Origin of the sequence: Actinomadura opuntiae (assembly GCF_030283205.1) — a bacterium.
GTDB lineage: Bacteria > Actinomycetota > Actinomycetes > Streptosporangiales > Streptosporangiaceae > Spirillospora.
In genome coordinates, this window is sequence record NZ_JASNWF010000030.1 from 1 (window position 1) to 20,931 (window position 20,931).

Consider the following 20,931-nt stretch of genomic DNA (forward strand, 5'->3'; position numbering starts at 1 on the left):
TGTGTCGGTGTTCGAGTTGTTCGGGCCGTTGGTGTCGGGTGGGTGTGTGGAGGTGGTGCCCGATCTGCTGGCGCTGGCGGACGGGGTCGGTGACGTCAGCCTGGTCAGCGGCGTCCCATCCGCCCTGGCGCACATCGAGTGGAACGTCCGTCCGGAGGCGGTGGTCCTGGCCGGGGAGGCGCTGCCTGCGGAGCTGGCCGCCGGGATCCGCGCGGCTCTGCCCGGCGCCCGGGTGGCGAACATCTACGGGCCGACCGAGGCGACGGTGTACGCGGCGGCCTGGTTCGTGGAGGGCGAACTCGGAAGTGTCGTGCCGATCGGCCGAGCCGTCGCCGGCGCGCGCTTGTACGTCCTGGACGGGCACCTTCAGCCCGTTCCCGTGGGCGTCGCCGGAGAGCTGTACATCGGCGGCGGGGGCTTGGCGCGAGGGTATCTGGGGCGTGCGGGTCTGACGGCGGAGCGTTTCGTGGCGTCGCCGTTCGGGGCGGGTGAGCGGCTGTATCGCACGGGTGACGTGGTGCGGTGGAACGCCGGCGGGCAGGTGGAGTACCTGGGCCGGTCGGACGAGCAGGTGAAGGTCAGGGGCTTCCGGATCGAGCCGGGCGAGATCCGGTCGGTGATCGCCGCGCATGCGGACGTCGCTCAGGCGGCGGTGATCGCCCGCGACGAGCGGCTGGTCGCCTATGTGGTGGCCGCCGCCGATCCTGAAGGGCTGCCGGAGTCGGTGCGCCGGTTCGTGGCCGAGCGGCTGCCGGGGTACATGGTGCCGTCGGCGGTGGTGGTGCTGGATGCGCTGCCGTTGAACGCCAACGGCAAACTCGACCGCAACGCCCTGCCCGCACCCGACCTCACCAGCGGCGCGGGTGCCGGACGCGGCCCCTCGACCGTCCGCGAAGAGCTCATCTGCGGCGCGTTCGCACAGGTGCTGGGCATCGACGGCGTCGCGGCGGACGACGACTTCTTCGCGCTCGGCGGACACTCCCTGCTCGCGACGCGGCTGGTGAGCCGGATCCGGACGCTGCTCGGCGTCGAGGTGTCGCTGCGCGCGCTGTTCGACGCGCCGACCCCGGCCCTGCTCGCGGCCCTGCTCGTCGAGAAGGGCCCGGCGCGCGCCGCGCTCACGGCACGGCGGGATCGCCCGGAACGGATCCCGCTCTCGTATGCGCAGCAGCGGCTCTGGTTCATCGGGCAGTTGGAGGGGCCGAGCTCCACCTACAACAGCTCCGTCGCCCTGCGCCTCACCGGCGACGTCGATCGCGAGGCGCTGCGGTCGGCGCTGCGCGACGTGCTGGGGCGGCACGAGATCCTGCGCACCGTGCTGCCCGCCGCGGACGGCGAGCCCTACCAGCGCGTCCTCGACATCGAGGAGCTGGACTGGGACCTGCCGGTGGTGCGGGTGGCCCCCGAGGAGCTGGCCGGAGCCGTCGCGCGGGCCGAAGACCACGCCTTCGACGTGGCCACCGACATCCCCTTCCGCACGTGGCTGCTCGATGCCGGACCGGGCGAACTCGTCCTCGTCCTCGTCATGCACCACATCGCCAGCGACGGCTGGTCGCTGGGGCCGTTGGCACGTGACCTCTCGGTGGCGTATGCGGCGCGCTGCGAGGGGCGTGCTCCCGGGTGGGCGCCGTTGCCGGTGCAGTACGCGGATTATGCGTTGTGGCAGCGGGAGCTGCTCGGCGACGAGTCCGATCCCGACAGTGTGATCTCGCGGCAGGTGGCGTTCTGGCGTGAGGCGCTGTCGGGTGCTCCCGAGGAGCTGGATCTGCCGTTCGACCGGCCCCGCCCGGCCGTCGCCTCTCACCAGGGGCACACCGCGCGGCTGCGCGTTCCCGCGGACGTGCACGCGCGGTTGCTGGAGGTGGCGCGGGCCGAGGGCGTGACGCTGTTCATGGTGTTGCAGGCCGCGCTGGCGGTGCTGCTGTCGCGGTTGGGCGCGGGGTCGGACGTTCCGATCGGGTCGGCGAACGCCGGGCGGGTGGACGAGGCCCTGGACGACCTGGTCGGCTGCTTCGTCAACACGCTGGTGCTGCGCGCCGACCTGAGCGGCGACCCCGCGTTCCGCACGGTTCTGGGGCGGGTGCGGGAGCGGGCCCTGTCCGGTTTCGCCCACCAGGACGTGCCGTTCGAGCGGCTGGTGGAGGAGCTGGCGCCGGCGCGGTCGATGGCCCGCCATCCGCTGTTCCAGGTCGTCCTGACCAAGCAGGACACCGTCGACGCCGTGCTGGACATGCCGGGCGTCAGCGCCGACGAGGTGTCCGACGGGGCGCGCGGAGCGAAGTTCGACGTGGACGTGATGGTCGGGGAGGGGTTCGGTGCCGGGGGTGTTCCGGCCGGTCTGGGCGGTTCGGTGACGGTGTCGGCGGACGTGTTCGACGAGGTGTGGGCCGGTCGTTTCGCGGCCGGGTGGGTGCGGGTGCTGGAGGCGGTCTCGGCGGACCCGGGTGTCCGCGTGGGTGCGGTGCAGGTCGTCGACGATCTCGAACGGGATCGGGTGCTGGTCGACTGGAACGCGACGGCGGCCGATGTCGCGTCGGGTTCGGTGGTGGATCTGTTCGAGCGGCGGGTGGCCGATGCGCCGGGTTCGGTGGTGGTGGCCGATGGTGAGCGGGTGCCGTTCGCCGAGTTGGACGAGCGCGCGAACAGGTTGGCGCGCTTCCTGATCGCGCAGGGTGTGGGGCGCGAGTCGGTGGTGGCCTTGTGCCTTGGGCGGGGCGTCGACTCGGTGGCCGCGATTTTGGGAGTGTGGAAGGCGGGAGCGGCGTATTTGCCGGTCGATCCGGGTCTGCCGGCGGAGCGGATCGCGTTCATGTTGTCGGATGCGCGCGCCGTTCTGCTGTTGACCGATGAGGAGTTCGCGGACGACCTGCCGGCGGGGCGGGTGCGCGTGGTGACGGTGGACGATCCGCTGGTCGCCATGTTCGGTGGTACCGCACCGGGCGTCGGGGTGGAGCGGGACGGTTCGGCGTATGTGATCTATACGTCGGGCTCGACCGGGCGTCCGAAGGGTGTGGCGGTCACGCACGGCGCTCTGCTGAATTACGTGTCCTCGGTTCCGGAGCGCGTGGGGTTCGGCCGGGGCCGGTATGCGTTGCTGCAGGGCCAGGCGACGGACCTGGGGAACACGGTGGTGTTCGCCGCACTGGCGTCGGGTGGCGAGTTGCACATTCTGGACGAGGGCGCGGTCACTGATCCCGATGCGGTCGCGGCATATGTGGCCGAGCATGCGATCGATTTCATGAAGGTCGTGCCGTCGCATCTGGCGGCGCTCGGCGGATCCGCGGTCGCGCCGGGACGTTCGCTGGTGCTGGGCGGGGAGGCGGCCTCGCCTGAACTCGTGGCGGAGTTGGTGGGCGCGGGCCGTTGTGAGGTGTTCAATCACTACGGTCCGACGGAGACGACGATCGGTGTCGCCACGGCCCGGCTTACCTCAGCTGAAGTCGTGGTCGGATCCCCGGTGGCGAACACTGCTTTCTACGTGTTGGACGCGGGACTGGAGCCGGTTCCCGTGGGTGTCGCGGGTGAGTTGTACGTGGCCGGTGCTCAGGTGGCGCGGGGCTATGTGGGGCGGCCGGGTTTGACGGCGGAACGGTTCGTGGCGTGTCCCTTCGCATCGGGTGCGCGGATGTACCGCACAGGCGACCGGGTCAAATGGACCGCCGATGGCGCGCTGGTGTTCCTGGGCCGTGTCGACGATCAGGTGAAGGTGCGGGGTTTCCGGGTCGAGCCGGGCGAGGTTCAGGGCGTGCTGGGAGCCCATCCGCAGATCGCGGCGGCGGCCGTGGTAGCCCGGGACGACGTGCTGGTCGCCTATGTCGTCGCCGATGGCGAGGTCGAAGGCGTGCGGGAGTTCGTCGCCGCCCGTCTGCCCGAGCATATGGTGCCGACGGCGATCGTCGCGCTCGACGCGTTGCCTCTGACGTCCAATGGCAAACTCGATCGAAAAGCCCTCCCCGCACCCGATTACTCGGCCGAGGTCGGAAGCGGCCGGCGCGCCGGGACCGTCCAGGAGGAGATTCTCTGCCTGGCGTTCGCGGACGTTCTCGGGTTGCCCGCGGTAGGAGTCGACGACGACTTCTTCGCCCTGGGCGGTCATTCGTTGCTGGCGGTCCGGCTGGTGAGCCGGATCCGGGCGGTGCTGGGCGTGGAGATCGAGGTCCGTACCGTCTTCGAGGCCCCCACGGTCGCCGCCCTGGCGGCCCGCCTGCACGACGCCGGCCGGGCCCGAACGCCCCTCACCGCACGGCCGCGCCCCGAACACACGCCCCTGTCGTACGGGCAGCGCCGCATGTGGATCATCGCTCAGCTCGAAGGCCCGAGCGCCACCTACAACATCCCGGTCGGCACGGGCCTGTCCGGGCCCGTGGACGCCGACGCGATGAACGCGGCCTTCCGTGACCTGCTCACGCGGCACGAGGTGCTGCGGACGGTCTACCCCGTGGCCGACGGGGAGCCCTACCAGCGCATCCTCGATCCGGACGAGCTGGACTGGGAGCTCGGCACCGCCGAGGTCGCTCCGGCCGACCTGCCCGCCGCCGTCGCCGAGGCCGAGCGGCACGCCTTCGACCTGTCCGCCGAGATCCCGGTGCGGGCCTGGCTGTTCTCCACCGGGCCGGAGGAGCATCACCTCGTCGTCGTCGTGCACCACATCGCGGCCGACGGCTGGTCATGGGCGCCGCTGGCGCGGGACCTGTCCGCCGCGTACACCGCGCGCCGTGCGGGAAGGGCCCCGGACCGGGCGCCGCTGCCGGTCCAGTACGCCGACTTCGCGCTCTGGCAGCGGCAGGTGCTGGGCGACTCCGCGGACCCGGACAGCCTGATCTCCGCGCAGGTGGCGTACTGGCGCGAGACGCTCGCCGGGGTGCCCGAGGAGCTGGATCTGCCCTTCGACAGGGCACGTCCGCCGGTCGCCTCGCACCGGGGCCACACCGTCCCGCTGCACGTCCCCGCCGAGGTGCACGCACGGCTCGCGGAGGTGGCGCGCGCCGAGGGGGTCACCGCGTTCATGGTGCTGCACGCGGCGCTGGCGGTGCTGCTGTCGCGGCTCGGCGCCGGCACCGACATCCCGATCGGCTCGGCGCTGGCCGGACGGACCGACGAGGCCCTGGACGACCTGGCCGGCTACTTCGTCAACACGTTCGTCCTGCGGACCGACCTGGCGGGCGACCCGACGTTCCGCGAGGTGCTGTCGCGGGTGAGGTCCGCCGGGCTGGGCGCGTTCGCCCATCCCGACGTGCCGTTCGAGCGGCTCGTCGAGGAGCTGTCCCCGGCGCGGTCGATGGCCCGGCACCCGCTGTTCCAGGTCATGCTGCTGCTGGAGAACACCGACGACGCGGTGCTCGACATGCCCGGTCTCGGGGCCCGCGGCGGCGTGCCGTCGCAGGAGGAGCCCGGCACCTCGGTGGTGAAGTTCGACCTGGACGTGAACGTCGCCGAGGCGTTCGACGGCGAGGGCGCGCCGGCCGGGATGTTCGGCGCCGTCGCCGGGGCCGCCGACCTGTTCGAGCCCGGGTCGGTCGCGCGGATCGCCGAGCGGCTGGTCCGGGTGCTGGACGCGGTGACCGCCGACCCGGACGTCCGGCTGGGCGCGGTGGACCTGCTGGAACCGGCGGAACGCGCGCGGATGCTGGCCGACTGGAACGACACCGGCCTGGACGTGCCGGACGCGACGGTGGCCGACCTGCTGGAAGCGCAGGTCGCGCGCCGCCCCGGCGCCGCCGCCCTGGTGTGCGGGGACACGGAGGTGAGCTACGCCGAGCTCGACGCCCGCGCCAACCGGCTGGCCCGCTACCTGGTGGGCCGCGGGGTGGGGCCGGAGTCGATCGTCGCGGTGGTCTTCGAGCGCACCGTGGACCTGGTGGTCTCCCTGCTGGCCGTCGTGAAGGCGGGCGCCGCCTACCTGCCGATCGACCCCGCGTACCCGGCGGGCCGGATCGCCTACGTCATCGCCGACTCGGGCGCGGTGTGCCTGCTGACCGGGGAGAGCGCGCGCGACAGGCTGGAGGACTTCGAGGTCGCGGGCGGGGACGGCGCGGACCGGGTGCCCGTCATCGTGGTCGACGCCCCGGCCGTCTCTGCCGAGGTCGCGGCGCTTCCCGGCGGGGCGCTCGCCGATTCCGAGCGGTGCCGGCCGCTGCGGGCCGAGCATCCCATGTGGGTCATCTACACCTCCGGTTCGACCGGGCGGCCGAAGGGCGTGCTCGTCGAGCACCGCGCGATCGTCAACTTCCTCGCCTCGATGCAGGACGCCTTCGCGCTGACCGAGGACGACAGGCTGCTGGCGGTCAGTACGCACGGCTGCGACATGGCGGGCTTCGAGTTCTACCTGCCGCTGGTCACCGGTGCGCGGCTGGTGCTGGCGCCGCAGGACAAGGTGCTGGACCCCTGGGCGCTGCGGGCGCTGGTCAGGGACTCGGGCACGACCATCGTGCACGCCACGCCGAGCCTGTGGCGGGGGCTCGCGGCGGACGCCGGCGATCCGGTGGACTGGAGCGGGATCCGCGCGATGATCGGGGCGGAGGCGCTGCCCGCCGACCTCGCGCGCACCCTTCTCGAACGGACGCCGACGCTGACGAACCTGTACGGGCCGACGGAGACGACCGTCTGGTCGACGGCCAAGGTCATGGCGCCCGGCGCGCCGGACGTGGCGTCCATCGGCGGGCCGATCGGGAACACGCAGGTGTACGTGCTCGACGCCGCGCTCAACCCGGTGCCGCCCGGCGTGGCGGGAGAACTGTACATCGCGGGCAAGGGCATGGCGCGCGGCTATCTGGGGCGGCCCGGGCTGACCGCCGGCCGCTTCGTCGCATGCCCGTTCGGCGCGGGCGAGCGCATGTACCGGACGGGCGACGTGGTGCGGTGGACGTCCGCGGGCGAACTCCGCTACGTCGGTCGCATCGACGACCAGGTGAAGATCCGCGGGTTCCGGGTCGAGCTGGGCGAGATCGAGGCGGTCCTCGCCGGGCATCCGTCCGTGGCGCAGGCCGTGGCCCTGGTCCGCGAGGACGTCCCCGGCGACCGGCGGCTGGTCGCGTACGTCGTGCCCGCGGCCGGCGCGGAGGCCGACGGCCTGGGCCAGGCCGTGCGGTCCGCGGTCCAGGACCGGCTGCCGGGCTACATGGTGCCGTCCGCGGTCGTGGTGATCGACGCGCTGCCGCTGATGCCGAACGGGAAGCTGGACCGCAAGGCGCTGCCCGTCCCGGACGCGGCGGCGCGCGGGGAGGCCGCGAACTGGGCCGTCACCGCGTTCGAGCAGGTCCTGTGCGGGGCGTTCGCCGACGCGCTCGGTCTGGAGACGGTCGGGGTGGACGACGACTTCTTCGCCCTGGGCGGGCACTCGCTGCTGGCGGTGCGGCTGGTGGAGCGGCTGCGGGCGGCGGGCACGTCGATCGCGGTCCGCGACCTGTTCGCCGCGCCGACCGTCGGCGAGCTGATGAAGCGGATGAGCCTGTCGTCCATGCGGGACGCGATGGACGTCCTGCTGCCGATCCGCACGCAGGGAACGAGGCCCCCCTTCTACTGCGTGCACCCCCAAGGCGGGGTGAGCTGGTGCTACATGCCGCTTGCCCGGTTCGTGCCCGCGGACGTCCCGCTGTACGGGCTGCAGGCCCGCGGGCTGGACGGAACGGCGGAGCCGCCGCGCTCGATCCGGGACATGGCGGCGGACTACGTGGCGCAGGTCCGTGCCGTGCAGCCGCACGGTCCCTACCACCTGCTGGGCTGGTCGTTCGGTGCGCTGGCGGCCCACGAGATGGCGGTGCAGCTGCGGGCGGCCGGCGAGGAGGTCGCGGCCCTGGTGATCCTCGACCAGTACCCCTGGGAGCACGGCCCGGACGCCGCGCCCGGCGCGGAGGCCGCGCAGGTGGCGGACGCCGACCTCGGCGAGCTGGTGGAGGCCGTGCGGCGGGAGGCGGGGGACGCGCTCGGAGCGGCCACCGACGAGGAGTACCGGGCGATCGCGCGGATCGTCCGCAACAATCGGGTGATCCAGATCGAGCACGAGCACGGCCGGTTCGACGGCCGCGCGCTGGTGCTCGTCGCGGCCGGCGGCGAGACCGACGCCCGGTTCGACGTCGACGGCTGGGAGCCGTACGTGACGGGCGGGATCGACCGGGTCGCCCTCGACTGCACGCATTACGAGATGGCCGGGGCCGAGAACCTCGGGAAGGTGTGGGCCGCCGTTTCGGAGTGGCTCGAACCCGGCTCCTGACGGCCCCGCCGGCGCAGGGCGTCCCATCGGCGCCGCGCGGCCGGCGGCGTCCCTCGCCGTCGGTGTTCAACTGCCGTGCGTATCGCAGTCGAACATTTCACCGGCTTCGCGCGCCGATCTGCCGCGGCCTTTCCGTATGTTCACCCCGCTGGACGATCCTGAGCATTGATCGGCGGCGCGCACCGCGTCATTCTCTCTAGCGGAATATGCGCCGCACGCGGCGGCTTCGTACTTTTCGCCCGGCGGTGCCGAATGCCGGTCGTCCAATGTTTATCGCCGATGGCTTCACGCCACCGCGAATTGGCGCACAGGTCCGCGTGCCGGCCGTCCTGTCGGGTTCTGTCGGAGGGAGCGCAGATGGGCAGCGAGAAGCTGTTTCTGCGATCGCAGGTCATTGTCGAGCCGCTGGTGGACAGGTTCGTCGCCTGGCCGTACACGGTCGCACCGGTGCAGGCGGCGATGAACCTGGCGTTCCTGCACGTACCGCTGCTGGAGTCCTATCTGCAGTCGCCGCAGGTGCACGTGGCGGCCAGCAACAACCCCGAACTGCGCGGCGGCTACTTCATCAACATCCCCGAGGAACGCGCCGCCGAGGTCCGCGACCTGCTCGCCGCGATCAAGCGCGACCGGGCGGACATGCTGAAGTTCGCCGAGGCGGTCTCCGCCGGGCAGGAGCTGCTGCGCGCGAACGCCACCGGGTTCGACCTGACGCCGCTGTACCCCAAGCTCCCCGCCGAGCTGAACGGCCTGGTGGAACTGGCCTACGACACCGACAACCACGCGCAGCTGCGCTTCATCGAGCCGCTGGTCTACAAGAGCCCCGTCTACGCCGAGGAGCGCCAGTCCGTCCAGCTGTCCTTCGAGACGGGGATCGAGCGGCCGTTCATCCTGAGCACACCGCGGCTGCCGTCGCCGGACGTCCTGGAGCTGGACATCCCGTTCCGGCACCCCGGCCTGGCCGCGCTGTTCAAGTCCCGTGTCCAGCCGGCCACGCTCGACCAGCTGCGCGAGGCGCTGGAACTCGACGACGCGCAGGCCGCACGGCTGTCGACGATGCTCAGCGAGCGGCCGAGCCTGTCGGAGGACCGGCACATCTCCGCCGGCGGGCGCATCCGCTACTTCGGCCACGCCTGCCTGGTGCTCCAGACCCCCGAGGCCGCCATCGTCAGCGACCCGTTCATCAGCGCCGACAGCAGCGCCGGCGACCGCTACACCCTGGACGACCTGCCTGACCACATCGACCTCGTCGTGGTGACGCACGGGCACCAGGACCACATCGTGCTGGAGACGCTGCTGCAGCTGCGCGGCCGGGTCGGCGCGATCGTCGTCCCGCGCTCCTCGCGCGGCAACCTGGCCGACCCGTCGATGGCGCTGATGCTCGAACACCAGGGCTTCACCGTCATCGAGGTCGACGACTTCGACGAGGTCGAGTTCCCCGGCGGAAAGGTCACCGCCACCCCCTTCCTCGGCGAGCACTGCGACCTCGACATCCGCGCGAAGTCGACGTACTGGGTGGAGCTGGCCGGCAAGAACGTCTTCGTCGGGGCGGACTCCTCGGGCATCGACCCGGTCCTGTACCGCTACATCAGGAACCACCTCGGCACCGCGGACTTCGCCTTCCTCGGCATGGAGTGCGACGGCGCCCCGCTCACCTGGCTGTACCAGGCGCTGCTGACCGTCCCGGTCACCAAGAAGATGAGCAACTCGCGCAAGCTGTCGGGCTCCAACGCCGAGCAGGCCGCCGCCATCATGACCGAGCTCGGCGCCAAGGAGGCCTACGTCTACGCCATGGGCGAGGAGGACTGGCTCGGCCACGTCATGGCGACCACCTACAACGAGGACACCTACCAGCTCAAGCAGGTGGAGGAGTTCCTGACCTGGTGCGGCGACCACGGCATCAGGGCCGGCCACCTGTTCAGGCAGCAGGAATGGCGCTGGTAGCAGCACGGCCCCGTCCATCATCCGTTCCGAGGAGGCCCCATGGCCGTGCAGGACATCGCCTACGTTGAGCTGTTCGCAAGGGACAAGGTGCCGGTCGTCGGCTACTTCGTCGAGGCCATGGGCTTCACCCGCGTCGCCGACTCGGTGGAGGCCGACCGCAGCTCGGTGCTGCTGCGGCAGGGCACGACCCAGCTGGTCGTCACCTCGGGCCGGGGCGTCGCCGGCTTCCTGGACCGGCACGGTGACGGCGTCGCCGACATCGCGCTGACATGCGACGACGTCGCCGCGACCTGGGACGCGGCGGTCGCGGCCGGAGCCGGCCCGGCCCGCACCGAACGCGGCGTCCCGGTCGTGACGGGCTTCGGTGAGGTCGTCCACACGCTGGTGCCCCGTTCTGCCGGGGACCTGCCGGCGCCACCGCCGGGCCGTCGTTGGATGACCGCGCCGGGGCCGTCCGGCGGCCCCGAACCGCTCGGGGACACCGCGCCGCCCACGGCGCCGGGGCACGTCCGCCTGCTCGACCACGTCGCCGTGTGCATCGGGCGCGGGCTGCTGGAGCACCACGCCGACCTGTACCGCGACGGGTTCGGTCTGGACCGCTATTCCAGCGAGTACGTCGCCCTCGGCGCGCAGGCCATGGACTCGATCGTGGTGCGCAGCGACAGCGGGCACGCCGTCTTCACGCTGTGCGCGCCGGACCCGGGCACCGAGCCCGGGCAGCTCGACGCCTTCATGGAGCGCAACGGCGGCCCCGGCGTACAGCACCTGGCCTTTCTGGTGGACGACATCGTCGGGGCCGTCGGCGCCTTCGCGGGCCGCGGCATGGACTTCCTCGGCACTCCCGACACCTACTACGACATGCTCGCCGAACGCTTCCCCGAGATGCGGGGCGAGGTCGCCGGGCTGCGCAAGGCCCAGGTGCTCGCCGACCGCGACGAATGGGGGCATCTGCTGCAGCTGTTCAGCCGTTCCCCCCATGAGCGGGACACCCTGTTCTACGAGCTGATCCAGCGCCGCGGATCCCGCGGATTCGGCAGCGCCAACATCCGGGCGCTGTACGAGGCGGTCGAGCGGGATCGGTTGGCCGCCGGATGAGCGGCATCGGCGCCCCGGTCACGCTGGACGACTACGCGCAGGCGGCGCGGTCCGTTCTCGACCCCGCCGTCTGGGACTTCCTGGAGGGCGGGGCGGGCGGTGAGCGCACCCTCAAGGGCAATGTGGAGGCCTTCGACCGGGTCCGGCTCCGTCCGCGCGTGCTGGCCGGACCCGGCACGCCCGACGCGGGCGTGCGGATCCTCGGCCGCCGCTGGCCGATCCCGGTCGGGATCGCACCGATGGCCTACCACACGCTGGCGTGCGCGGACGGCGAGGTCGCCACCGGCGGGGCCGCGGGCGCGGCCGGGGTCCCGCTGGTGGTGAGCACGTTCGCGGGCCGCACCTTCGCCGACATCGCGGCGGCGGCGTCCGCGCCCCTGTGGCTACAGGTGTACTGCTTCCGCGACCGCGACACCACGCGCAAGCTGATCGAGGACGCGACCGCCGCCGGGTTCGAGGCACTGGTGCTCACCGCGGACGCCCCCCGGCTCGGCACCCGCCCGCGCGACGTCCGGCACGGGTTCCGGCTCCCGGCGGGCATCGCCCCCGCCAACCTGCCCGGTGACGGCTTCGCCTCTCCCGGCGGGCACGCCCTCGCCGCCTTCGACGCCGGCCTCGACTGGTCGGTGATCGACTGGCTGCGCTCGGTAGCCGGGCTGCCGGTGCTGGTCAAGGGCATCCTCACCGGGGCGGACGCGCGCCGCGCCGTCGAGGCCGGCGCGGACGGCGTGGTCGTGTCCAACCACGGCGGGCGGCAGCTGGACGGGGCCCCGCCGACCCTGGAGGTGCTGCCCGAGGTCGCCGCGGCCGTCGGGGGAGCCGTCCCGGTCCTGGTCGACGGCGGGATCCGGCGCGGGACCGACGTCCTGGCCGCCCTGGCGTCCGGGGCGGACGCGGCGCTGCTCGGACGCCCCGTGCTGCACGGCCTGGCGGTGGCGGGGGAGAAGGGGGCGACCCACGTCCTGGAGATCATCGCCGCCGAACTCGCGGAGGCCATGGCGCTGACGGGGACCCGTTCCGCCGGCGAGGCGGGTCCCGAGCTGGTGCGGCCCCCCGCGGACGCCGCGCGCGCGCCGGCCCCGGTGCGCCCGGGGCCCGCCGAACTGCGCCGGCGGGACCTGCACGGCAGTGTCTCCGACCCGCTGCTCGACACGATGACCTTCCTCAACGAGATCACCCACCGGTATCCCGACGCGGTCTCGTTCGCGCCGGGCCGGCCGACCGAGGAGTTCTTCGAGACCGAGCAGGTCTTCACCCACCTCCGCCGCTACCTGGACCACCTGGAGGAGTCCGGTGCGACGCCGGCGCAGGTCCGCTCGGCGCTGTTCCAGTACGGGGCGACCGGCGGGCAGATCCGCGAGCTGATCGCGGACTGGCTGCGCCGCAACGAGGGAGTCGACGTACCGGCCGAGGCGATCGTGGTGACGGCCGGCTGCCAGGAGGCGATGCTGCTGGCCGTCCGCGCGCTCATCGCCGGTCCCGACGACGTGCTGCTGGTCTCCAGCCCGTGCTACGTCGGCATCACCGGCGCGGCGCGGCTCCTGGACGTCCCGGTGCGCGCGGTCGCCGAGGGCGAGCGCGGCCCGCGCCCCGCCGACGTCGAGGCGGCGGTGCTGGCCGAACGGGCGCGCGGGCGCCGGCCCCGCGCCTTCTACCTCGTTCCCGACCATGCCAATCCATCGGGCGCCACCGTGCCGATCGAGGCGCGCCGTGAGCTGCTCGACATCGCGTCCCGCCTGGACGTGCTCCTGCTGGAGGACAGCCCCTACCGGATGGTCAGCCCCGGACGGCAGCTGCCGACCCTCAAGTCGCTCGACCGCGACCACCGGGTCGTGCACCTCGGCTCGTTCGCGAAGACCCTGTTCCCCGGGGCACGGGTCGGATTCGCCGTCGCCGACCAGCCGGTCGCAGGAGCCGGGCTGCTCGCCGACGAGCTCAACAAGATCAAGAGCATGGTGACGCTGAACACCTCTCCGGTGAGCCAGGCCGTGGTGGCCGGGATGCTGCTGGCCGCGGAGGAGGGGACGGCGCGGTACAACGCCACGGCCGCGGCGCACTACGGAGACCTGATGCGCCTTGCCCTGGAAGGACTGGAGGAGTGCTTTCCCGAGGGCGACCGTGCCGAGCACGGGGTGCGGTGGAACGAGCCCAGCGGCGGTTTCTTCCTGTCGGTCGACGTCCCGTTCCGGGCCGACGACGCCGCGCTGGTGCGCTCTGCGGAGGAGTTCGGCGTCGTCTGGACGCCGATGGCCTACTTCCACCCGGAGGGGGGCGGCGAGCACAGCCTGCGCCTGTCGGTCAGCTACCTGACCCGCGACCAGGTCCGGGACGGCATCCACCGCCTGGCACGCTTCATCCGGGCCCAGGCAGGGTAGCCGCCCCCCGTCGAACCGATGACCTGGGCCCGGCCGCTCGCGGCGGCAGGTCTGCGATCTCAGTTCTTGTCGAAGAATTCGATGATCGCGTCGTTGACCGCTTGGGGACGCTCCAGGTTGCCCAGGTGACCACAGCCGGAGACCTGCACGTAGTCGCAGTCGGGAATGGCCTCGGCCACCTCGGCCACCAGGTGCGGCGGGCAGATCAGGTCGTCGGCGAAGCCGATCGCCCGGCAGGGGACGCCCACGCGGCGCAGCGCGTCCCGGCGGTCCTCGATCATGTCCACCCAGCGCTGGCCGTCGGCGACGTGCTCGGCGGCCCCGGACAGCTCGAAGACCTGCAGCCACCCCGCGGCCGCGGCGTCGTCGTTCAGCGTCGCGGGGGACAGCATCTCCAGCGCACTGCGGAACGCGAGGTAGGCGGGCGGTGGCGTGATCCCGGCCTCGCGCAGCGCGTGCTCGGCGGTCCACATCGCCCGCCGGGTCGCGTCCGCGCGGGCCCGGGGCGCGAGCAGGACGGCCGAGCGGACCAGCCACGGTGCCTCGATCGCCAGTTCCTGGGCGATCATCGCGCCCATGGAGGTGCCGACCACCCGGCACGGGCCCAGTTCCAGCGCCTCGATCAGACCGCGGGTGTCGGCGACCATCTCGGCGAGCGTGTACCTGCCCGGCGGGCGGTCCGACGGCGCGATGCCGCGGTTGTCGAAGACGATCGTCTCGTAGCCGGCCTCGTTGAGCGCGGGCGTCTGGTGCAGGGTCCAGACCCGGCCCGCGGCACCCGACCCCATGATGAGCAGCACCGGCTCGCCGTTTCCCGAACGCTGGTAGGACAACCGGATTCCGTTGGCGGTGGCGAAGGGCATGGCGCTCACCATCCCAGCGCCCCGCCGCGTTGATCAAGCGGTGGCCCCGCCGCCGTTCGCGCTGGTCAACCGACGCTCCGGCGCAGTTGAACGGGGCGGCCGAGCGGTTGACGCCGCCGCGGTGCCCTGGGCCATAGTGGCCCTTCGAGCACCGAGAAGGGACGGCGTGATGACCAATCCGTTCGAGGATCCCGACGCCAGCTATCTGGTCCTCGTCAACGACGAGGGGCAGCACTCCCTCTGGCCCGTGTTCGTCGACGTGCCCGAGGGCTGGGAGAAGGTCTTCGGCGAGGCCGGGCGGCAGGAATGCCTCGACTACATCGAGAAGAACTGGACGGACATGCGGCCCAAATCCCTCATCGCCGCGATGGAGGGCGAGTAGGAGCCGCAGAAGGCGCACGGAAGCCGTGTGGTCGGCCCGCTCGGGCCTGCCGCACGGCTTTCCTCATTCCGCCTCGCCTGCAGGGGCCGGCTCGATGTCGCCGAAATGCTCGCTCAGCCACTCGTCCGAGTAGAGAGAGTCCAGGTAGCGCTCGCCGAGATCCGGGGAGATCGCGACCGCGACGGGCTCCTCGCCCGGATACTTCTCCTTCAGCCAGCCGATCGCACCGCTGACCACGGTCCCGGTCGAGCCGCCGAACAGGAAGCCCCGCGCGGCCAGCGAGCGGCAGGTGCGGATGGTGTCGTCCTCCGGGACGTGCACCACGTCGTCGATGTAGGACTCGTCGACCAGCGCGGGCCGGACGCTGGTGCCCAGGCCGGGCACCATGCGCCGCTCCGGGACGCCCCCGAAGGTCACCGACCCGGCCGCGTCGACCGCCACGATCGTCACGGGGGCGCGCCGCTCCTTGAAGTACCGGGCGCATCCCATCAGCGTCCCGGTGGTCCCCGCACCGACGAACAGCACTTCGAGACCGGGGAAGGCGTGCTCGATCGCGGGCGCGGTCCGCCGGTGGTGGGCACGCCAGTTGTCGGGGTTGGCGTACTGGTTGAGCCACACGTAGCGGTCGTCGGCGGCGCACAGCTCGCGGACGTGGCGGATCCGGCTCGCCAGGTAGCCGCCGGCGTCGTCCGGCGTCCCGACCACCCGCACCTCCGCGCCCAGCGACCGCATGAGCCGACGCGCCGCGGTGTTGCAGCGGGGATCGGTGACGCACACGAACCGGTAGCCGCGGCTGGCCGCGATGACCGCCAGCGCGATGCCCAGATTGCCCGACGAAGACTCCACCAGAACCGACCCGGCCTCGATGAGACCGCTCTGCTCCGCCGCGGCGACCATCTCCACGGCCGCCTTGAGTTTCACCGATCCGGCGAAGTTGAACCCTTCGCACTTGAGATGCAGAGCGGCGCCCGTGGCCGCGCGCAGATCGATATACAGATCCTCGACGTTGAATTCGTCCGGGGAGCCGATGATAGGCACGATGTTTCTCCATTTGACGGCCGAAAGGACCGTACAAGGGCGCGACATAAACGGCAAGGCTCGTCTAGCATCCAGAAAACCGGACTCGGTCGCGTTTTCTGAGGAGTGCATTGATGGGGATCCTGGAAGGGTTGCTGGGCGAGGGGCGCCTCCCGCGGCTGCGGATCGCGCCGGCGGACGTCGAGCGCGCCCGCGCGCTGGCGCTGACCCGCGACCACCGGGTCGACCTCGCCGACGCGGTGATCACCCGGGTCGAGCGGACCCCCGGGGACCGTCCCGCCGTCCGGGACGAGACGCGGCGGCTCACCTACGCCGGGTTGGCCGCCGAGGCGCGCCGTATCGCCGCCCTCCTGGACCGCGAGGGCGTGGGACCCGGCGCGGTCGTCGCCGTCGGCGGGCAGCGGGGCGTGTCGGTGATCGCGGCGTTCCTGGCGATCGAACTGCTCGGCGCGGTGTACGTCCCCGCCGACGGCAACTGGCCCGCCAAGCGCGTCGCGAACGTCCTGGAGCGGGCCGGGGCGGTGGTCCTGGTGACCGCGGGCCGCCCGGAGCCGTCATCCGCGCTCGCCGAGGGCGCGCGGTCCGCGGGAGTGCCGGTCGTCCGCGCGGCGGACGCGCAGGAGTGCGCCCCCTGGGAGGGCCCGGCCCGGGTGACGGGGCTCGATCAGCCGCGCTACATGCTCTTCACCTCCGGCTCCACCGGCACGCCGAAAGGCGCGGTCGTCGAGCACCAGGGGATGATCAACCACCTGTACGCCAAGATCGTCGATCTGGGCATGACCGACCGCGACGTGCTGGCGCAGACCGCGCCCCTCGGCTTCGACATCTCCATCTGGCAGATGCTCTGCCCGCTGCTGTGCGGCGGCGAGGTCACGGTCGTCGGCGACGCCACCTGCTATGACTCGGCGGCGTTCGCCCGGCGCGTCGCCGAGCACGGCGTCACCATCGTGGAGCTGGTCCCCACCATGGTCCGGTTGCTGCTCGACGATCTGGCCGGGGCCCGCGACACCGGTGCGCTCGGCGGCCTGCGATGGATGCTCGCCACCGGGGAAGAACTGCCCACCCAGGTGGCCCGGCGCTGGCTGGACGAGGTGCCGTGGGCCGGACTCGTCAACGCCTACGGCCCCACCGAATGCTCCGACGACGTCACCCACCACACGGTGGCCGCCGCGGACCTGGAACTGCTGCGGCTGCCCATCGGGACACCCGTGATCAACACCCAGCTGTACGTGCTGCGCGACGAGGAGGACGGCTGGCGCGCCTGCGAGCGCGGCGAGGCGGGGGAACTGTTCGTCGGCGGCACCGGAGTCGGCCGCGGCTACGCGGGCGACCCCGACCGGACCCGCGACGCCTTCTACCGCGACCCCTTCGCCTCCACCCCCACGGGCCGGCTGTACCGGACCGGCGATGCCGTGAAGGTCCTGCCGGAAGGGACGCTGCAGTACCTCGGCCGGGTCGACCGCCAGGTCAAGATCGCGGGAGTGCGGATGGAGCTCGGTGAGATCGAGGCCGTCCTGCAGCGCCACCCGAGCGTGGGGGCGGTCGCCGTGGTCGTCCACGAGGTCCCCTAGAGACACGGCCGGGGACTACGCGACTCGGGACGGCGGGGCCGGCCCGCCCGGTGCGCGGGGACCGGCCCAAAGCGCGGTCGATGAACCTTTCTCGCGTTTCCTCGAATCGCTTCGCCGTACTTCCGCCCAATCGCGGCGCACGTCACCGGTGATCGGTGCGCAGGCTTCACTCGTTCAACTGACGCGGGCGCCGAAGTTGAACGTGCGGGGCGTGAACGCGAGATGCGCCAAAGGGAAATATGTCATGTGATACCAGCTCGGCCGCCCGCCGGCGGCCGTCCGCGCGGGCGGCGGGGCGGTGTCCCGTGACTTCGGTGCCGGACTGCATATATGTGGCGTGGTGTCCAGTTCAATGGCGCGGCGTCGAGGCCGAATCCGCGGCCGCCTGGCGGAGTGTGACCAATCAGAAGCGGAGAGGAATGTGTTCAGGGGGTCTTTGAAGATCGTAGTCGGGTCGGATAACGTGTGAGCACGCTTAAGGAGTTCTGCTGGTTATAAGACCAGCGATTCGCAGACCCTGCCCGGCGACAATGAACTGAATGGTGGCGGCTCGCTGGCATAATGTGTGGATATGCAGGCACGACTCCCTGCGCTCCCGAACCGCCTGCCGCAGGAGTCGTCGGCACTCAGGCCAAGTGCTTCAGAGGTGTGTAGCGTGGATCAGGTACCAGGCAGTTCGGCTCCGGGGGAATCTCAGGGTGTTCAGGCCGATCCGGATACCGACCCCATATCTACCGAGAACAGCCCGCCAGAGATAGTCGCCGTCTCGGTCCTGGCACTGCGACCCGGTGATTCCCCTCGCCTCAAAGGCGAGGACAAGGCGCATGTGATGCGCCTGTCGCAGGTGGAGGGCCCCCTTCCGCCCCTCCTGGTGGACCGGCGCACGATGCAGGTGATCGACGGACTCCATCGGCTGATGGCCGCCTCCCTCAAGGGGCAGGCGACCGTCGAGGTCGTGTTCTTCGACGGCAGTCCCGAGGACGCGTTCCTGCGCGGCGTGGAGGCCAACGTCCGGCACGGCCTCCCGCTCACCCAGGCGGAGCGGCACGCCGCGGCGTTGCGGATCCTGATGTCGCACCCGGACATGTCCGACCGGGCCGTCGCGAAGACGACCGGCCTCGGCACGCGCGCCGTGGCGGAACTGCGCCGCTCGACCGACGCGGTCCCGCAGTTGAAGGCCCGCGTGGGCCGGGACGGGCGGGTTCGCCCGCTCAACAGCGGAGAGGGAAGGCGGCGGGCCGCGGAACTGATGCGGGAGAATCCCAAGACCTCGCTGCGCCAGGTGGCCAGGCTGGCCGGAATATCTCCCGCGACGGCGCTCGACGTGCGCAGGCGTTTGGAACGTGGTGAGGAGCCGGTTCCGTCGCACGGCTCCTCCGGCTCTCCGCCGGTCTCCGGTCCGCCCGTCCTGGAGAACCGGAGCAAATTGGCGGTGGACCGGGAAACCGGATCCGCGGAGAAAGCGGCGCAGGCTCTCGACCAGGAGAAGACCGGCAGGAAGGCCGGCGACTCGGACGAGGCCCGGTCGTTCTCGGCGATGGTGGCTTTGGAAAAGCTGCTGCGCGATCCGTCGCTGCGTCACAGCGAGCAGGGGCGGCGGTTGTTGCGGATGCTGAGAGAGAACGCGGCCGGCGCGACGGACATGCCGAACTTCGTCGCCTCGGTGCCTTCCCACTGCCTCGTCCTGGCCATGCAGATCGCCCGGCAGAACTCGCAGATGTGGCTCGACTTCGCCCGGGAACTGGATCTGCGGGCGAAGATCGCCGATCCGTGGATGCAAGGACGGCAGGCGGCACACTGACCGACACGACGGCCTGACCGCGCCGCCCCGGAACCGAGGCGGCGCCGTCAGCACCGGTCATCTGCTCCCCGTACCGCTCGGGCACCCATGAACGGACGGAGTCCGAGTCGACCCGACTGGATCGTGGAGGCGCGAAATGCAGACTTCCTCTGTGGGCTCCGACGAGGTGGGCCGCGCTGCGCAGCGGCTCGCCGGCCTTGTCTGGAGGACTCCCGTCGTGCGGTGCGATTTCCTGGACGCCGCCACCGGAACCCGGCTGTGGCTGAAGGCCGAGAACCTCCAGCTCGGCGGCTCCTTCAAGATTCGCGGCGCTCTCCTGGCCACCACGCGGCTCGCGGCCTGCGGCGGCCGGGGCGTACTGGCGCAGAGCACGGGCAACCATGCGATCGCGGTCGCCCTCGCCGCCCGGAGGCAGGGGCTGGCCACCACGGTCGTGCTACCGGAGGACGCCCTCCCGAACAAGGTCCGGCGGCTCGGTGAGATCGGTGCCCGTGTCGTGACGGCGGGGACCACGCTCGCCGACCGGCTCGCCGTCCTGGACGAGTTGCGCGAACGGGACGGCTACAGCGTGGTCGATCCCTACGAGAACCGCTCCGTGGTCGTGGGGCAGGGAACCGCCACCGCGGAGCTGATCGAGCAGGTCGAGCACGAGGGCGGCCGCCTGGACGCGATCGTCGTGCCCATCGGCGGTGGCAGCGCGATCGCGGGCGCATGTCTGGCGGTGTCCGGCCGCGCGATCGACGTCGTCGGGGCCGAGCCGGCGGCCGTGCCGGCCTTCGCCGCGGCGCTGGGCGCGGGAAGGCCGGTCACGGTACCGGCGGGCCTGACGATCGCCGACGGGCTGCGCCCCGACCGCGTCGGTGCGCTCCCGTTCGGCATCGCCCGCGACGCCGTCGACCGGATCGTGCCGGTCCCCGAGGCCGCCATCGCCGATGCGCTGCGGGCGGCGCTGCTGCACGCGCGGCTGCTCGTTGAGCCCGCCGCGGCGACCGCGCTCGCCGCCGCCATCGACCTGGGCCCGGAACTCGGCGACGATGTCGGCGTGCTGCTGACCGGCGGCAACGTCGAGACCAGTCTGATCACCTCGCTGCTGGCGGACCCGGTCGCGGCCCTGACCTGACACGTGAGCCCCCAGGCGGCGTCGTCCTGCCGCCGGTCACCGCTGATGCCTGGCCCCGTGTACCCAATTCCTCCAGCACCGCTAGCCGACATGCCAGCGGATGATCTTGCTGTGGGTGATCGCGGGCGGGTCGAAGTGGTGGCTCGACGGGCTGCGAAGGCTGGTTCTGAACGCGGGCTCAGCCGAGTTTCGGGGTGGCGCGGTCGATGATGGGGGACAGGTCGAGGCCGGGTGGGAGGGTGCCGAAGGCGGTTCCCCAGTCGCCGGCGAGGCGGGTGGCGCAGAAGGCGTCGGCGACGGCCGGGTGTCCGTGCCGAACCAGCAGGGACGCCTGCAGGACGAGGGCCATGCGCTCGACGACGCGGCGGGCGCGGACCTGGAGGGTGGCGAAGTCCTGGAGGGAGTCCTTGACCTCGGTGACGGCGGCGTCCAGGCGCGGGTCGGCTCCGGCGGCCCGTCCGACCTCGGTGAAGAACGCCTCGACGGTCTGCGGCTCCTTGGCCATGGCGCGCAGCACGTCCAGCGACGCCACGTTG

11 protein-coding genes are annotated in these 20,931 nt (G+C 72.1%); 8 read left to right on the forward strand and 3 right to left on the reverse strand.

All coding sequences use genetic code 11. From position 1 onward, the window contains the following. The first annotated feature begins 7 nt into the window (after nucleotides 1-7). From QP089_RS42935 to QP089_RS42950, 4 genes are all read left to right on the forward strand, one after another. The gene (locus tag QP089_RS42935; RefSeq protein WP_285920300.1) at nucleotides 8-8,209 is read left to right on the forward strand and encodes a non-ribosomal peptide synthetase; all 8,202 of its coding nucleotides are present in this window, start codon (nucleotides 8-10) and stop codon (nucleotides 8,207-8,209) included. 357 nt (nucleotides 8,210-8,566) lie between these two features. Next, on the forward strand, nucleotides 8,567-10,150 hold the full coding sequence (locus QP089_RS42940; protein ID WP_285920302.1) for an MBL fold metallo-hydrolase: 1,584 nt from the start codon (nucleotides 8,567-8,569) through the stop codon (nucleotides 10,148-10,150). Between the two features lie 39 nt (nucleotides 10,151-10,189). After that, nucleotides 10,190-11,245: a 4-hydroxyphenylpyruvate dioxygenase gene (gene hppD, locus QP089_RS42945; protein ID WP_285920303.1), complete on the forward strand. Its 1,056-nt coding sequence runs from the start codon at nucleotides 10,190-10,192 to the stop codon at nucleotides 11,243-11,245. Further along, nucleotides 11,242-13,620: an aminotransferase class I/II-fold pyridoxal phosphate-dependent enzyme gene (locus QP089_RS42950; RefSeq protein ID WP_285920304.1), complete on the forward strand. Its 2,379-nt coding sequence runs from the start codon at nucleotides 11,242-11,244 to the stop codon at nucleotides 13,618-13,620. The genes hppD and QP089_RS42950 overlap by 4 nt, the downstream gene beginning before the upstream one ends. A gap of 59 nt (nucleotides 13,621-13,679) precedes the next feature. Here the strand turns inward: QP089_RS42950 and QP089_RS42955 are convergent, their stop codons facing one another. Further along, nucleotides 13,680-14,483, reverse strand: coding sequence for an alpha/beta fold hydrolase (locus QP089_RS42955; protein ID WP_285920305.1), 804 nt, complete (start codon nucleotides 14,481-14,483; stop codon nucleotides 13,680-13,682). Nucleotides 14,484-14,652: 169 nt separating this feature from the next. Between QP089_RS42955 and QP089_RS42960 the strand changes: the two genes are divergently transcribed. Beyond that, entirely contained in the window at nucleotides 14,653-14,865 is a 213-nt protein-coding gene (locus QP089_RS42960; protein WP_285920306.1) for an MbtH family protein, read from the forward strand. Nucleotides 14,866-14,928: 63 nt separating this feature from the next. Here the strand turns inward: QP089_RS42960 and sbnA are convergent, their stop codons facing one another. Continuing rightward, a complete protein-coding gene (gene sbnA / locus QP089_RS42965) occupies nucleotides 14,929-15,903 on the reverse strand; it encodes a 2,3-diaminopropionate biosynthesis protein SbnA (RefSeq protein WP_285920307.1) in 975 nt (324 codons plus the stop codon). 113 nt (nucleotides 15,904-16,016) lie between these two features. Between sbnA and QP089_RS42970 the strand changes: the two genes are divergently transcribed. The 3 genes from QP089_RS42970 (at nucleotide 16,017) to QP089_RS42980 (ending at nucleotide 20,395) form a co-directional block, all read left to right on the forward strand. Then, entirely contained in the window at nucleotides 16,017-17,474 is a 1,458-nt protein-coding gene (locus QP089_RS42970; protein WP_285920308.1) for an amino acid adenylation domain-containing protein, read from the forward strand. 655 nt (nucleotides 17,475-18,129) lie between these two features. After that, complete coding sequence (locus tag QP089_RS42975) at nucleotides 18,130-19,275, forward strand: ParB/RepB/Spo0J family partition protein (protein ID WP_285920309.1); 1,146 nt, start codon at nucleotides 18,130-18,132, stop codon at nucleotides 19,273-19,275. A gap of 136 nt (nucleotides 19,276-19,411) precedes the next feature. After that, complete coding sequence (locus tag QP089_RS42980) at nucleotides 19,412-20,395, forward strand: threonine ammonia-lyase (RefSeq protein ID WP_285920310.1); 984 nt, start codon at nucleotides 19,412-19,414, stop codon at nucleotides 20,393-20,395. Nucleotides 20,396-20,573: 178 nt separating this feature from the next. Here QP089_RS42980 and QP089_RS42985 read toward each other — a convergent pair whose 3' ends face one another. Continuing rightward, a complete protein-coding gene (locus QP089_RS42985; protein WP_285920311.1) occupies nucleotides 20,574-20,927 on the reverse strand; it encodes a hypothetical protein in 354 nt (117 codons plus the stop codon). Between the last annotated feature and the right edge of the window lie 4 nt (nucleotides 20,928-20,931).